This is a genomic window from Haemophilus sp. oral taxon 851 str. F0397 (genome assembly GCF_000242295.1).
In the GTDB taxonomy this organism is placed as follows: Bacteria; Pseudomonadota; Gammaproteobacteria; order Enterobacterales; family Pasteurellaceae; genus Haemophilus.
The window spans coordinates 42,211-58,250 of sequence record NZ_JH591067.1 but is presented as its reverse complement, the minus strand read 5'-3'; the positions used below and the strand labels follow the sequence as shown (position 1 = coordinate 58,250).

Below are 16,040 nucleotides of genomic sequence, written 5' to 3'. Positions count from 1 at the left end.
ATACGAATGAAATTTACCGATATATTTATTCGTCGTCCTGTTTTAGCGATTTCAATTAGCTTGCTTATTATTATTTTAGGTTTGCAAGCTATTTCGAAATTGGCAGTGCGTGAATACCCTAAAATGACCACCACAGTAATTACGGTAACAACCGCCTACCCTGGTGCTGATGCAAATCTAATTCAAGCATTTGTTACTTCTACATTAGAAGAATCTATCGCCCAAGCAGATAACATTGACTATATGTCATCTAGCAGCGCACCAAATGCATCGACTATTACAGTCAAAATGAAACTAAATACCGATCCTGCTGGGGCGCTTGCCGATGTATTGGCCAAAGTAAATGCTGTACGTTCTAAATTACCAAGTGGAATTGAAGCACCAACCGTGGCCTCTTCATCTGGAGGCACGGGGATTATGTATATAAGTTTCCGCTCCAACAAACTCGACTCAAGTCAAGTTACGGACTACATTAATCGCGTAGTAAAACCTCAATTCTTTACGATTGAAGGTGTGGCCGAAGTACAAGTATTTGGTGCGGCTGAGTATGCATTACGTATTTGGTTAGATCCACAAAAAATGGCGTCACAAAATCTTTCTGCGCCAACGGTGATGTCTGCCCTTTCTGCAAATAATGTACAAACTGCGGCTGGTAATGATAACGGCTACTATGTCACTTACCGTAACAAAGTTGAAACAACGACCAAATCGGTTGAGCAATTAGGTAACTTAATTGTCGCTTCTCGTGGCGATGATTTAGTACGCCTACGCGATATTGCAACCATTGAATTAAACAAAGAAAGCGATAATTCTCGTGCAACTGCAAACGGTGCAGATTCTGTCGTATTAGGCATCAATCCAACTTCATCAGCTAACCCATTAACCGTTGCAGAAAAAATCCGCCCGCTCTTTGAAAGTATTAAAAAGCAACTACCGGATAGCATGGAAACTGACATTCTTTATGACCGCACTATTGCGATTAATAGTTCAATCCATGAAGTAATTAAAACTATTGTGGAAGCAACTGTTATTGTATTAGTGGTTATCTTGATGTTTATCGGATCGCTTCGCGCAATTTTAATTCCAGTTCTCACCATTCCGATTTCTTTGATCGGTGTTTTAATGATGTTACAAAGTTTAGATTTTTCTATTAACTTAATGACATTATTAGCGCTTATTCTCGCTATCGGATTAGTAGTTGATGATGCGATTGTAGTGTTAGAAAACGTAGATCGCCATATAAAAGAAGGGGAAACACCATTCCGCGCAGCAATTATTGGTACTCGTGAAATTGCCGTGCCTGTAATTTCCATGACTATCGCATTGATCGCGGTTTACTCACCAATGGCTTTAATGGGGGGTATTACTGGCACATTGTTTAAAGAGTTTGCTTTAACTCTAGCTGGCTCGGTATTTATTTCTGGTATCGTGGCATTAACGTTATCGCCAATGATGAGTAGTAAATTACTTAAATCCAACGCTAAACCAACATGGATGGAAGAACGCGTAGAACATACCTTAGGTAAAGTAAATCGTATTTACGAATACATGCTTGATCTAGTTATGCTCAATCGTAAATCAATGCTGGCTTTTGCAGTCGTGATTTTCTCAACGCTCCCATTTTTGTTTAATTCACTTTCTAGTGAATTAACTCCAAATGAAGATAAAGGTGCCTTTATTGCGATTGGTAATGCGCCATCTAGCGTAAATGTGGATTATATTCAAAATGCAATGCAACCATACATGAAAAATGTAATGGAAACACCTGAAGTCTCTTTTGGGATGAGCATTGCAGGCGCGCCAAATTCTAATGGTTCGTTAAATATCATCACATTGAAAGACTGGAAAGAACGCTCACGCAAACAATCTGCCGTAATGAATGAAATCAACGCAAAAGCGAAATCAATTCCAGAAGTCTCCGTATCTGCATTTAACTTTCCTGAAATTGATACAGGGGAACAAGGCCCTCCAATCGCTATTGTGTTAAAAACGGCTCAAGATTACAAATCGTTGGCAAATACCGCAGAGAAATTCCTAAGTGCGATGAAAGCCTCTGGCAAATTTATTTATACAAATTTAGATTTGACCTATGACACGGCGCAAATGACAATTTCGGTAGATAAAGAGAAAGCTGGTACTTACGGTATTACGATGCAACAAATCAGTAATACTTTAGGCAGTTTCTTATCTGGTGCAACAATTACACGAGTCGATGTGGATGGACGTGCTTATAAAGTCATTTCGCAAGTCAAACGTGATGACCGTTTATCGCCTGAAGCATTCAAAAACTATTACTTAACAGCAAGTAATGGGCAATCTGTGCCATTAAGCAGTTTAATCACAATGAAGCTAGAAACACAGCCAACTTCATTATCGCGCTTTAGCCAATTAAACTCAGCACAGATTAGCGCAGTACCAATGCCAGGTTCATCAACGGGAGATGCTGTTGCATGGCTACAACAATATGCGACTGACAATTTACCGCAAGGCTATACGTTTGACTTTAAATCTGAAGCTCGTCAATTAGTACAAGAAGGTAACGCATTAGCTGTCACTTTTGCCTTGGCTGTTATCATCATATTCTTGGTACTTGCTATTCAGTTTGAATCTATACGTGACCCAATGGTAATTATGATTTCCGTGCCATTAGCCGTAAGTGGGGCATTAGTGAGCTTAAATATTTTATCCTTCTTTGGCATCGCGGGAACAACATTAAATATCTACTCTCAAGTCGGGTTAATTACTCTCGTAGGATTAATCACCAAGCACGGTATCTTAATGTGTGAAGTGGCAAAAGAAGAGCAGCTAAAGCATGGTAAAACTCGAATTGAGGCAATCACGCATGCTGCAAAAGTACGTTTACGCCCAATCCTAATGACAACGGCGGCAATGGTAGCAGGCTTAATTCCATTGCTCTATGCTACAGGTGCGGGAGCGGTATCTCGCTTTAGTATGGGGATAGTGATTGTAGCAGGATTATCCATTGGTACTATTTTCACCTTGTTCGTATTGCCTGTGGTATATAGCTATGTCGCAACCGAACATAAACCATTACCGGTTTTTGATGAAAATAAAATAACCCACTAATTAAAACATAGAAAAAACAAACCGCACTTAGGTGACCCCAAGTGCGGTTTATTTTTTTAGATTATTTTTAGCCTAAGATTTTATCTAACTCTTGGCTAACTTCTTCCACTTTTTGTGTACCATCTAAACGGAAATATTGAGTATTCCCCGCTTTCGCTTCTGCTTGGTAATAATCAATTAATGGGCTGGTTTGTTTATGATATACGGCTAAACGATCTAATACAGTTTCTGGTTTATCATCTGCACGAATAATTAAATCTTCACCTGTCACATCATCTTTACCTTCCACTTTTGGTGGATTATAAACGATGTGGTAAGAACGGCCAGATGCTTGGTGTACACGACGGCCGCTCATACGTTCAACAATCACTTCGTCTGGCACATCGAATTCTAAAACAAAGTCAATTTTAACGCCTGAATCTTTCAGCGCATCGGCTTGAGGAATAGTACGAGGAAAACCATCTAATAAGAAACCATTTGTGCAGTCAGGTTGAGCAATACGATCTTTTACAAGGGCAACGGTTAATTCATCTGGTACTAATTTACCTTCATCCATTAATGCTTTGGCTTGTTTGCCAAGTTCAGTCCCCGCTTTGATTGCAGCACGGAACATATCGCCAGTTGAAATTTGTGGGATACCAAATTTGTTCATAATAAATTGTGCTTGAGTGCCTTTACCTGCGCCCGGTGCACCTAAAAGAATAATTTTCATAAAAAATCTCCATTAATAAAAAACGTGATTAAGATACTGATAAAGCATAGTGCGGTCAAATTTTTTATAATTTTTACCGCACTTTTATAGTGAATTAGCCGTATTATTTTCTTGATTCCAAGGTGCTACCCAAAATAAACAAAGCATGCCTGGAATCGCTAAAAATAAACAAAACCAAAAATACTGATAATACCCCACTGATCCCACAACATAACCAGAAAGCATACCTAAAACTTTACTTGGCAAAGCTGAAAGGCTTGTAAAAAGTGCAAGCTGTGTTGCGGTATAAAGAGGATTACTCTCACGCGCCATAAAAGCCACAAAAGCCGCAGTGCCAAGTCCAACGCCGATATATTCTGCCGCAATCACAACACCTAGTTTCCATAACTCGGCTGATGTAATAACATCAAAATGACCGAAAGCAGCCAACCAAATAAACCCACCAATTGTCACCAGCTGTACAAGCCCAAATAGCCACAATGCACGGTTAATACCTAGTTTTAGCATTATCACACCGCCAGCAAGCCCAGATAAAATGCTTGACCAAAGTGCGGTACTTTTTACAACAATGGCTATATCCTCTTTGCTAAACCCCATATCATAAATAAATTTGGTTTGTAGCGTTGTGGCAAAAGAATCCCCGAACTTATACAAAAACAAAAACAGTAAAAAACCGATAGCCTGAACGACGCCCTTACGCTGGAAAAATTCTTGTAATGGAATCCAAAATGCTTGATAGAACGGTTGATTAGATTGTTGCACGTTGATTTTGGGCTCTTTGGCTAAAAATAGTGTCATGAAGATGCCCGCTAACATACAAAGTGCGGTCCATAAAAAGACGGTTTCCCAAGGATAAATTGCCGCCAAATATAGCGATAATCCACCGGGAATTAATCCCGCAATTCGATAAGCATTAATATGAATAGTGTTTCCCAAACCTAATTCATGATCACTCAAAATTTCACGACGATACGCATCTAACACGATATCTTGTGTGGCTGAAAAAAAGGCGATAAGCAACGCAATATTTGCCACTGTGCTCAGTTGTGTGAGAGGATCAAAAAGGCTAATTATGTAAAGTAAGATCAATAATGCCACTTGTGAAAGTAACATCCAGCTACGACGACGCCCTAAAAAACTCGGGAAATAACGATCCAATAATGGTGCCCACAAAAATTTTAACCCATAAGGCAACATCACACCGGTTACTGCACCAATAAGCTCAATTGAGAGATGTTTATCCGTCAGCCAAACAGGCAACATTTGCAATAACACAAATAATGGCAAACCAGAATTAAAACCTGTGAATACGCAAATCAACATCTTGCGTGTAAAAAATTGGGAAGAAAGGGAATTTGACATAAAGTGCGGTTAATTTTGGTTGTATTTTAGAAACTTTGCCTTTCAATTAAAGGGTAAGTGTAAAAATGAGGGGGATTTTTAATCACATCCCCCAATGTTTAGCATTCTTCTTCCTAAAAAAGAAAAACAAATATTAGAGAATATTAATCTCTATACCCTTTTGGATTATTTTTCTGCCAGTTCCACGTATCTTGCATCATTTTTTCAAGACCACGTTCTGCCACCCAACCAAGCTCTTTTGCAGCTAAACTAGGATCAGAATAGCATGTCGCAATATCACCAGGACGGCGCTCTACAAGTTTATATGCAATGGTAATGTTGTTGGCTTTTTCAAATGCTTTTACCATATCTAATACGGAATAACCATGACCTGTACCAAGGTTATAAATATGTAAACCAGCATCATTTTCATGACGTTGAAGCGCTTTTAAATGCCCCACAGCTAAATCCACTACATGAATATAATCACGCACCCCTGTTCCATCAAGAGTGTCGTAATCACTACCAAATACAGAAAGTTGTGCTAATTTACCGATAGCAACTTGGCTAATATAAGGTAATAAATTATTTGGAATACCATTTGGATCTTCACCAATTAAGCCACTTTCATGCGCCCCAACCGGATTAAAATAACGCAAGATGGTCATGCTAAATTTTGGTTCCGCTTTTGCTGTATCACGTAAAATCTGTTCAACCATATATTTAGAGGTACCATAAGGATTGGTCGTACCGCCGACCTCACAATCCTCTGTAATTGGAATAATTTTTGGATCACCATAAACCGTTGCAGATGAGCTAAATACAAAGTTCCAAACACCTGCTTTTTTCATTTCTTGAATTAATACAAGGGTGCCAGCTACATTGTTCATGTAATATTCTGTCGGCTTTTGAACACTTTCCCCTACGGCTTTCAATCCAGCAAAGTGAATAACAGAGTTAATCTCATTTTCTGCAAAAATTTTTTGTAACAAAGCACGATCTAAAATATCGCCTTCATAAAACTTTGCGTCTTTGCCTGTAATTTGTTTTACACGCTCAAGGGATTTTGGTGATGAATTGCAAAGATTATCTAATACCACCACCTCTTTGCCAGCATTTAATAATTCTACAACTGTGTGAGAACCGATATAGCCGGCGCCACCTGTCACTAAAATAGCCATAATGATTTCCTTATTAATTATTGAGACTAAAAAATTATATCACTATTTTGTGTGATAAGAACGATGTCTTGTATGCCCTTGCGGTGGTACTGCACGTTTTAACCGATACGGTTTCGGCAGTTCAAGCAAGGCTTCTGTTTCATATTGGCTCACTGGGATAGAATGGCCAATATATTCTTCAATAGCGGGTAAATTCATCGCATATTCTTCGCAAGCAAAACTAATCGAAACACCACTTTCCCCTGCTCGTCCAGTACGACCGATTCGGTGAACATAATCTTCTCGATCATCGGGTAAATCATAATTGAAAACATGCGTCACATCAGAAATATGCAAGCCACGAGCAGCCACATCTGTTGCTACTAAAATATCTAAATCACCGTCGGTAAATTGTTTCAATAACGACAAACGTTTTTTCTGTGCTACATCGCCAGTTAGTAAACCAACACGATGCCCATCAGCCGCTAAATAACCCCAAATTTCTTCACAACGATGTTTCGTATTAGCAAATACAATACAACGCTCAGGCCATTCATCTTCCATTAAGGTTAAGAGAAGTGCCATTTTATCCTGATTAGATGGATAAAAAAGTTCTTCCTTGATTCGGTGCCCTGTTTTTTGTTCTGGTTCAATTTCAATATATTCAGGGTCATTCATATCTTCAAATGCTAATTCACGCACTTTATAAGAAAGTGTCGCTGAAAATAACATCGTTAAACGAGCTTGCGGAGCGGGGCATTTACGCAATAAATAACGAATATCACGGATAAACCCAAGATCGAACATTCGATCCGCCTCATCTAGCACGACAACTTGGATTTCATCTAAACCAATTACGCCTTGTTTCACATAATCAATAACTCGCCCCGTCGTACCAATCAAAATATCTACGCCACGCTCAATCGCTTGTAATTGTTTATCATAACCATCGCCACCATAGGCAAGAGCGGTCTTTAATCCACTCGCTTTTGCAAGAAATTCTGCGTCATTACTAATCTGCACAGCTAATTCTCGAGTAGGCGCTAAAATCAAAGCTCTTGGATGAGGATATTCAAGATTAGGATCTTGATGAGTTAAGAGATGGTGAAAAGTAGCCGTTAAAAAAGCCATTGTCTTGCCTGTACCAGTTTGAGCTTGTCCTGCGACATCTCGTCCATTTAAACTGATAGGCAAGGATAAAGCCTGAATTGGGGTACAAAAATCAAAGCCTTTTTTTGCCAAAGCATCTCGTACAATTGGATGTAGAAGAAGATCGGAGAATCGTTGTTGGCTTAAATAATCTTGTTGCATAAAAATCACATCTTAGAATAATAAAATTACGTTTAGCATAGCATGCTTAGGGAAAATCCTCAAAAAAGGACCGCACTTATAAAAATTAACCGATAGGGTTTCCTATCGGTTAATCTCTATTTAATGCTCCATTCGTCACTCACATTTGGATCCATTGCAAAATCAGCAGTATCACTTGGAATCGCTTTTTCTTCAGCCGCCCATTCGCCAAGATCGATTAACTGGCAACGTTTGCTACAAAAAGGTCGAAAAGTACTTTCATTTGTCCAAGGCACAGATTTTTGGCAAATCGGACAAGGTACTTCAATCATTTCGTCAGACATTTTTCTTTTCCGCTTGTTGTAAATAAAACTGGTGCAATTCTAGCACCTTTTGCTGCAAGTGCGGTAAGTTTTGGGCCAGTTCAGCATCATTATTAATCACATCATTCGCCCATTTTAAACGCGCTTGTTGAGAAACTTGAGAATTCATAATTCGTTGAATTTGTTCAAAATTATTGTTATCTCGTTGAGCTGAGCGAGCAAGTTGAGTTTGTGGACTCACATCCACCACCAAAATACGATCACAAAGTGCGGTCAATTTATTTTCTATTAATAAAGGGACGACAAATAATGTGTAAGGCGCAGTTTGTTCAGCGAGTTGTTGTTTCATTCGTTCACGAATAGCGGGATGTAAAAGATTATTTAACCACAATTTATCTTCATTATGGCTAAACACTCGTTCTCGTAAAGCCGCGCGATTAAGCTCGCCTTGTTCCGTTAAAATTTGAGTACCAAAATGTTCAACAATTTTAGACAATAAAGGGGAATCTTTCGCGACGACTTCTCTAGCAACCACATCCGCATCCACTAGAGGTACGCCAAGATCGGCAAATAAATTAGCAATCGTTGTTTTACCACTACCAATACCACCAGTTAAGCCAACAATATAAGTCATATGATTTCCCATAAAAAATTTCCAATATTATACAAAATAACGCTAGTAAAAATCAGTTCTCCAAGCCAATAGTTAGTGAACCATAACAAATTAGTTTATCTACATTATCATGCTTTTATATATTGAAAAATAAAAGAAAAATATAACCATGGAAAAACGACAACCCAAAGAAATGCACTAATAACAACAATAAATTTAAAACTAAAATGCAGCGTTTTATGACGAAAATGTTTCATAGCCAAATGCATTCCCATAAAACCACCTAAAAAGCTTAGAAGAAAAAATGTTTTTTCAGGAATTCTCCACTCGTTACGCACGGCACGAATTTTATCTCTCCACATAAAAAAATAAGCGGCGATATTGATCGCCGCTAACCATATAATCAACGAAAGAAAATAAATCATTTCGGATAAACTGGAAGACGTTTACAAATTGCTAATACTTTTTCTTTAGTTTCAGCAATCACTTGTTCTTCATTTTCTTTGCCTAAAGCATCTAAAACATCACACATCCAGCCAGCTAATTCACGCACATCATTTTCATTGAAACCACGACGAGTCACCGATGGTGTACCTACACGAATACCTGAAGTAACAAATGGTTTTTGCGGATCGTTTGGCACAGCGTTTTTATTCACGGTAATGTTTGCTTTACCTAATGCCGCATCAGCTGCTTTACCTGTTAATCCTTGTTTAATGAAACTGACTAAGAATAAATGGTTTTCTGTGCCATTTGAAACCACGTCATAGCCGCGTTGTTTAAACACTTCCACCATTGCTTTCGCATTTTTAATCACGTTTGCTTGGTATTCTTTATAAGCTGGTTCTAATGCTTCTTTGAAACATACTGCTTTCGCCGCAATAATGTGAACTAATGGACCACCTTGGTTTGCAGGGAATACGGATGATTGTAATTTTTTGTAGATTTCTTCATCGCCACAAGATGAAAGAATTAAACCACCACGCGGACCGCCCAATGTTTTATGGGTTGTTGTTGTCACAACATGTGCATGAGGTAATGGGTTTGGATATAAACCCGCTGCAATTAATCCCGCTACATGTGCCATATCCACAAATAAATACGCACCAACTTCATCCGCGATTTCACGCATTTTCGCCCAATCCACAACTTGTGAATAAGCCGAGAAACCCGCAACGATAAGTTTTGGCTTACATTCTAATGCTTTTTGACGAACATCTTCATAATCAATTAAGCCATCCGCAGTGATTCCATAAAGCACAGAGTTATAAATCTTGCCAGAGAAACTTACTTTTGCACCGTGAGTTAAGTGCCCACCGTGAGCCAAATCCATACCTAAAATAGTATCGCCCGCATTAATCAATGCACCATACACTGCAGCGTTTGCTTGTGATCCAGAGTGCGGTTGAACATTCACGTAATCAGCACCAAATAATTCTTTTGCACGATCAATCGCTAACTGCTCCACAATGTCTGCATACTCACAACCACCGTAATAACGTTTACCTGGATAGCCTTCAGCGTATTTATTAGTGAATTGTGAACCTTGAGCTTCCATCACACGCGGACTAGCATAGTTTTCAGATGCAATTAGTTCGATATGTTCTTCTTGACGACGATTTTCATCTTGAATCGCTTGCCACAATACGGGATCGTAATCAGCGATAGTCATATTTCTAGTAAACATTGTGTTCTCCTGTTATGTAATTTATGGCAGATAGTTTAACTGTTTATGGATAAAAACTTAATTAAAATTTCATTCCTAAATTTTCATCACTTAAATGAAATTAATTCATCATAATGATATGAATTATTTTTGCAATTCTCGTTCCACAGCTCGGTAACCAATGTCTCGACGATAAAAACGCCCAGACCATTGAATTTGCTCAGCCAATTTTAACGCTTTCTGTTGTGCCTCAAATACGCTTTCACTCAATGCCGTAGCGCAAAGCACGCGGCCTCCATTGGTAACTAACTTGCCCGCTTTCGCTTCTACGCCCGCCAAGAAAACTTTCTCATTTTCGACAGCACTTTGAGGCAAACCGCTGATTTCATCGCCTTTGCGGTAATCACCCGGATAACCTTCTGCTGCTAATACGATACCTAAAGAAGCCTTCGAGTTCCATTGGGATCTTACTTCATCCAATTTGCCATCACAGGCTTTAAGACAAAGTTCCACCAAATCCGATTCCAAACGTAACATAATCGGTTGGGTTTCCGGATCACCGAAACGACAGTTAAATTCGATCACTTTCGGCTGTCCATTTGGCATGATCATCAAACCGGCATACAAGAAACCCGTGTAAACATTGCCTTCTGCCGCCATGCCGTTAACCGTTGGATAAATCACTTCTCGCATAATGCGATCATGAATTTCTGGTGTCACCACTGGCGCAGGCGAATACGCGCCCATACCGCCAGTATTTAAGCCTGTATCATTTTCGCCCACGCGTTTATGATCTTGACTAGTCGCCATAGGTTCGACGTTTTTGCCGTCCACCATGACGATAAAGCTCGCCTCTTCTCCATCTAAAAATTCTTCAATGACCACTCGACTGCCGGCTTCACCAAAGGCATTGCCGGAAAGCATATCGCGCACAGCCTCTTCCGCTTCTTGCAACGTCATCGCGACGATCACGCCTTTGCCTGCCGCCAAGCCATCCGCTTTAACGACAATCGGCGCGCCTTTTTCACGCAAATAAGCCAATGCCGGTTCGACTTCGGTGAAGTTTTGATATTCCGCTGTTGGGATTTTATGACGAGCTAAAAAATCTTTGGTGAATGCTTTTGAACCTTCCAATTGTGCCGCCGCTTGAGTCGGGCCAAAAATTTTTAGTCCAGCCTTACGAAATTCATCAACCACACCAATCACTAACGGGGCTTCCGGTCCTACAATTGTCAATCCAATTTGGTTATCTTGAGCAAATTTCACTAATGCGGGAACATCAGTCGCAGAAATATTCACGTTTTCTACTTTGTGTTCCAATGCGGTACCCGCGTTGCCTGGTGCGACAAAAACTTTATCTGCTAGTGGAGATTGTGCAGTTTTCCAAGCCAAGGCGTGTTCACGACCGCCATTTCCGATGATGAGGATGTTCATGTTGTAGTCCTTGTGTCTTTTTGAATTTAATCCCCTCTTTAGCAAAGAGGGGTAGGGGAGATTTAGCAGAAGTTATTTCAACCTCATAGTACATTTAGCATCGTTTAAATCTCTCCCCAGCCCCTCTTTACGAAAGAGGGGGGATAAGTAAAAAAGTAAGTCGCTCATTGAGCGAAGTGACGACATAAATTAATGTCTAAAATGCCGCATTCCGGTCAATACCATCACCATATTATGCTCATCTGCGGCATCAATCACTTCCTGATCGCGCATTGAGCCGCCTGGATGGATAACACATTGAATCCCTACTTTCGCCGCCGCATCAATGCCATCACGGAATGGGAAGAAAGCATCAGATGCCATCACACAACCCGCTACAGTTAAACCTTCATCCTGCGCCTTAATACCCGCAATCTTCGCAGAATATACGCGGCTCATTTGGCCTGCACCAATGCCGATAGTTTGATTGTCTTTGGCATAAACGATGGCATTGGATTTCACAAATTTCGCCACTTTCCAGCAGAATAATAAGTCTTTTAATTCTTGTTCAGTTGGTTGACGTTTACTGACCACTTTTAAGTCATCCAAGCCCACCATACCTAAATCCGCATCTTGCACCAACAAGCCGCCATTCACGCGTTTGAAATCTAAACGTTGGGTACGTGCTTGCCATTCTCCACATTCAAGCAAACGTACATTTTTCTTACGTTTCACCACTTCTTGTGCTTCAGTAGAAACTTTCGGTGCAATAATCACTTCAACGAATTGGCGCTCCACAATTTCATTCGCAGTTTTTTCGTCTAATTCACGGTTAAAAGAAATGATGCCGCCAAAGGCTGAGGTTGGGTCTGTTTGATAGGCACGGTTGTAGGCCTCTAAAATGTCTTTGCCTAAAGCCACACCACACGGATTGGCGTGTTTAACAATCACGCAGGCCGGCTCATCAAATTCTTTCACACATTCAAGGGCTGCATCGGTGTCGGCAATATTATTGTAAGACAAGGCTTTACCTTGCAGTTGGTTTGCTGTTGCCACACTCGCTTCTTTTACATTGAGATCCACATAAAATGCGGCATTTTGATGGGCATTTTCGCCATAACGCATAGTTTGTTTACGCACGAAATTCAAATTTAAAGTCCGCGGGAATTGACCGCACTTAGCCTCTGAATCTTCTTCAGCAGCAACATGATAAGGTTTCACCAATTGTCCGAAATAATTGGCAATCATGGAATCGTATTGCGCGGTGTGTTCAAATGCTTTAATCGCAAGGTCAAAACGGGTTTCAAGCGTTAAGCTGTTTTGATGTTTATCCATCTCTGCAAGAATTGCATTGAAATCATGATTATTCACCACGATCGCCACATCTTTATGGTTTTTCGCTGCAGAACGTACCATTGTTGGGCCACCAATATCGATATTTTCTACCGCATCAGCCAAGGTACAATCTGGTTTAGCCACGGTGGCTGCAAACGGATATAAATTCACGACAACCATATCAATGCCTTCAATGCCATGTTGCTGCATGATGGCATCATCTGTACCACGACGACCAAGAATCCCGCCATGCACTTTTGGATGTAAGGTTTTCACGCGACCGTCCATCATTTCTGGGAATCCCGTATAATCAGACACTTCAGTCACCGGTAAACCATGTTGCTCCAATAATTTTGCGGTACCGCCTGTGGAAAGTAGTTTTACACCACGCTGTACTAAGCCTTGAGCAAATTCTACGATACCGGTTTTATCAGAAACACTCAGTAAAGCCTGACGAATTGGACGATCTGTCATTACATTTTCCTTCATTAAATAGTTAAAAATAAGCAGAGTGAATTATAGCGCAAACGTTTGCGCAAATATAGAAAAGATTAAATAAAATGTAATCAGAATAAAGTGCGGTAAATTTTAAGCATAAAAAAGCCCACATAAATGTGGGCAAATAAAAGGATTAAATTATGAAACTACAACTAAACTACTTTTTAAAAAACTTGTTATCTAAGGCACAAGCACCTGCACCAAAAAATACAAAATATAAGAAGAGTACAGAATAAAGTAACGCAAGCTCACCGCCATTTGCAATTGGAAATAGTAAATTCCCTTTTCCAGCCACATGCATAAAGAAATACGCAAAAGCCATTTGGCCAGATAAAATAAACGCAGCTGGGCGCGTAAATAATCCTAAAATTAATAAGATTGAGCCAACAATTTCAATCACGCCACCTACAATCATCATAGAGTCACCGACTGAACCATTTCCACCCGTCATGGAAATTGGGAACTCCCAAAATTTTGCTGTGCCATGTAAGATAAACATGTAAGCAGCAGTGATGCGTAATAGCGTTAATACATAAGGGCGATATTTTTCAAGATTGTTCATTTGCTTTCCTTTTGTTTAAAGATGAATTAAAACGGCGTCATATTAATCTTTAACGGATAGTTAAACAATAATCAAAATTGAAAAATACTTTTCACCAAAAGTAAAAAATAACTAAAGTAGCTTTTCAATCCAACTAGAAAAAGAATCAGCATCCATAAAGCCCGTTACCCTACTTCCTTGAATCTCATTATTTTGCTTATCAAAAAATAAAATTGTGGGTAATCCCATCACATTAAAGCGCTCCATTAATGCTTTATTTTCTGGGCTATTCTTTGTCATATTCACTTGTAACAATAAGATATTTTGAAATTGCTGTTGCACTTTTGGATCTGAAAAAGTCAGCTTTTCAAATTCTTTACAAGCAACACACCAATCCGCGTATAAATCCAACATTGCGATCGAATGCGGATTTTCCGCTAAAGTGCGGTCAAGTTCTTCAATATTTTTAATTTGCTTAAATTTAACCTGAGAAACAGGCTTATTTTCTACCGCACTTTCTGTTGTTGCCTGAGTTTGCCAAATCCAATTTTGCAAAGGTTGTACGGAAACCATAGCCAACGCAAAACTAATAATTTTAATGGAATAGCCAAAACCACTCTTAGGCATCTGCAACGCAAACCAAATAAAGAATGCTGTCGCTAATCCAGCCCATAAGCGTGGCTCCCATACTTCAGGCAAAATACGAGAAAGTAAAAACACAGGTAACGCTAACATAACAAAGCCGAATGTTTGTTTCACTGTGTTCATCCACTCACCTGATTTTGGCAAAATTTTATTACCAAACAATGTGATTAACATTAGCGGCACGCCCATACCAAGTGCGAGTAAATAAAGGGTTGCTGCGCCTGTGAATAAATCACCACTTTGCGCAACATAAAGTAAAGCACCAGAAAGTGGTGCAGATGTGCAAGGTGATGCCACAAGCCCAGCAATCATGCCCATCGCAAAGGAACCGCCAAAAGCACCTGAGGTTTGTTTTTGGCTCCATGTATTCAATTTATTTTGTAAGCTATTTGGCAATTGAATAGTAAATAAGCCAAACATTGAAAGGGCAAGAACAACAAATAAAATAGAAAGCCCGATCATCACATAAGGATGTTGCAAGGCAATTTGAAACGGCAAACCGATAGCCGCTACTGCGAGCCCTAACAAGGTGTAAGTCAGTGCCATGCCTTGAACATAAAGAAAAGCTAAACTAAACGCTCGCATCATATTTGGACGTTGTTGCTGACCGATAACAATGGCAGAAAGCAACGGTAACATTGGCAATACGCAAGGCGTAAAAGCCAATCCTAATCCCAATAAGAAGAAACCAAAAATCGCCCATTTACTATGGAATAAACCATCAGCTAAACGATCTTGTTCAGATAAAAGTGCGGTATTTTTTTCAAGTGTTTTTTCGACAGTTTTCTCTTGAGAAACGGCTAAATCCCCAATTCGTAATACTTTAGTTTCAGGCGGATAGCAAAAACCTTCGGTACATCCTTGATAAGTGATTTCAAGCTGATCATCAGAATGACTAAATGCTCCGCTAAATACGCCATCAATTGAGCGAGTAAACACCTTCACTTCACCAAAATAAGGATCTTGATGTAATTCAGCGGTTTGCTGAGCATGCAAAGTGAGAGAATCCGATTTACCCACTAATTCAGCACTGATCTTATCTTGATATAGATAATAGCCATCGGCAATGTCCCAATGAACCTGTAACTGACTTTTATCCGTAGATAAAGTGGCAGAGAATGCAAAAGCATCATCTACTTTCAAGAAAGATTGTTTTTTATCAAATAGGCCTGCATTAGCTGCAAGTGCGGTAAAAATCAGTGTAAAAAAAAGAAAAAGTTTTTTCATAGAATTGAAAGAAAAAGTAAAAATGCGCGAAATTCTATCACAAAGAAACTTGAATATCTAAAACTATGATTTAGATCATAAAAAGGAAAATCTTATAAAAAATAACCGCACTTTTTTATTGTTACAACAATGTTACACCGCTAGAATGGAATCATGATAGCATACATCAAAATAAGTATAAGGATGGAA

Annotated in this window: 13 protein-coding genes; 1 reads left to right on the top strand and 12 read right to left on the bottom strand. The window is 39.5% G+C overall.

What is annotated here, in order from left to right; translation table 11 throughout:
• The first annotated feature begins 6 nt into the window (after positions 1–6).
• Complete coding sequence (locus HMPREF9096_RS07665) at positions 7–3,087, top strand: efflux RND transporter permease subunit (protein ID WP_009499753.1); 3,081 nt, start codon at positions 7–9, stop codon at positions 3,085–3,087.
• A gap of 67 nt (positions 3,088–3,154) precedes the next feature.
• On the opposite strand, the gene adk is transcribed toward HMPREF9096_RS07665, so the two are convergent.
• The 12 genes from adk to HMPREF9096_RS07725 all read right to left on the bottom strand — a co-directional run bounded on the left by adk (position 3,155) and on the right by HMPREF9096_RS07725 (position 15,851).
• Positions 3,155–3,799, bottom strand: coding sequence for an adenylate kinase (adk, locus tag HMPREF9096_RS07670; RefSeq protein WP_009499752.1), 645 nt, complete (start codon positions 3,797–3,799; stop codon positions 3,155–3,157).
• Positions 3,800–3,883: 84 nt separating this feature from the next.
• Positions 3,884–5,122 carry an MFS transporter gene (locus HMPREF9096_RS07675; protein WP_009499751.1) on the bottom strand — a complete coding sequence of 413 codons (1,239 nt, stop codon included), beginning with the start codon at positions 5,120–5,122 and terminating at the stop codon, positions 3,884–3,886.
• Between the two features lie 182 nt (positions 5,123–5,304).
• Positions 5,305–6,321, bottom strand: a complete 1,017-nt coding sequence (galE, locus tag HMPREF9096_RS07680; RefSeq protein ID WP_009499750.1) for a UDP-glucose 4-epimerase GalE — start codon at positions 6,319–6,321, stop codon at positions 5,305–5,307.
• Between the two features lie 42 nt (positions 6,322–6,363).
• Positions 6,364–7,611: an ATP-dependent RNA helicase RhlB gene (gene rhlB, locus HMPREF9096_RS07685; RefSeq protein ID WP_009499748.1), complete on the bottom strand. Its 1,248-nt coding sequence runs from the start codon at positions 7,609–7,611 to the stop codon at positions 6,364–6,366.
• Between the two features lie 116 nt (positions 7,612–7,727).
• On the bottom strand, positions 7,728–7,934 hold the full coding sequence (gene yacG / locus HMPREF9096_RS07690) for a DNA gyrase inhibitor YacG (RefSeq protein WP_005634195.1): 207 nt from the start codon (positions 7,932–7,934) through the stop codon (positions 7,728–7,730).
• Positions 7,927–8,547 carry a dephospho-CoA kinase gene (gene coaE / locus HMPREF9096_RS07695; RefSeq protein ID WP_032803251.1) on the bottom strand — a complete coding sequence of 207 codons (621 nt, stop codon included), beginning with the start codon at positions 8,545–8,547 and terminating at the stop codon, positions 7,927–7,929. The genes yacG and coaE overlap by 8 nt, the downstream gene beginning before the upstream one ends.
• A 107-nt stretch (positions 8,548–8,654) precedes the next feature.
• Entirely contained in the window at positions 8,655–8,951 is a 297-nt protein-coding gene (locus HMPREF9096_RS07700; RefSeq protein WP_009499746.1) for a DUF1294 domain-containing protein, read from the bottom strand.
• Positions 8,948–10,213 carry a serine hydroxymethyltransferase gene (gene glyA, locus HMPREF9096_RS07705; RefSeq protein WP_009499745.1) on the bottom strand — a complete coding sequence of 422 codons (1,266 nt, stop codon included), beginning with the start codon at positions 10,211–10,213 and terminating at the stop codon, positions 8,948–8,950. Before glyA ends, HMPREF9096_RS07700 begins: the two co-directional genes overlap by 4 nt.
• Before the next feature lie 123 nt (positions 10,214–10,336).
• Entirely contained in the window at positions 10,337–11,626 is a 1,290-nt protein-coding gene (purD, locus tag HMPREF9096_RS07710; protein WP_009499744.1) for a phosphoribosylamine--glycine ligase, read from the bottom strand.
• 189 nt (positions 11,627–11,815) lie between these two features.
• Complete coding sequence (gene purH, locus HMPREF9096_RS07715; protein ID WP_032803228.1) at positions 11,816–13,414, bottom strand: bifunctional phosphoribosylaminoimidazolecarboxamide formyltransferase/IMP cyclohydrolase; 1,599 nt, start codon at positions 13,412–13,414, stop codon at positions 11,816–11,818.
• A 181-nt stretch (positions 13,415–13,595) separates the two neighbouring features.
• Complete coding sequence (locus HMPREF9096_RS07720) at positions 13,596–14,000, bottom strand: DoxX family protein (RefSeq protein ID WP_009499742.1); 405 nt, start codon at positions 13,998–14,000, stop codon at positions 13,596–13,598.
• Positions 14,001–14,111: 111 nt separating this feature from the next.
• Positions 14,112–15,851 (bottom strand): protein-disulfide reductase DsbD, encoded by a 1,740-nt coding sequence (locus tag HMPREF9096_RS07725; protein WP_009499741.1) that lies wholly within the window; start codon positions 15,849–15,851, stop codon positions 14,112–14,114.
• Between the last annotated feature and the right edge of the window lie 189 nt (positions 15,852–16,040).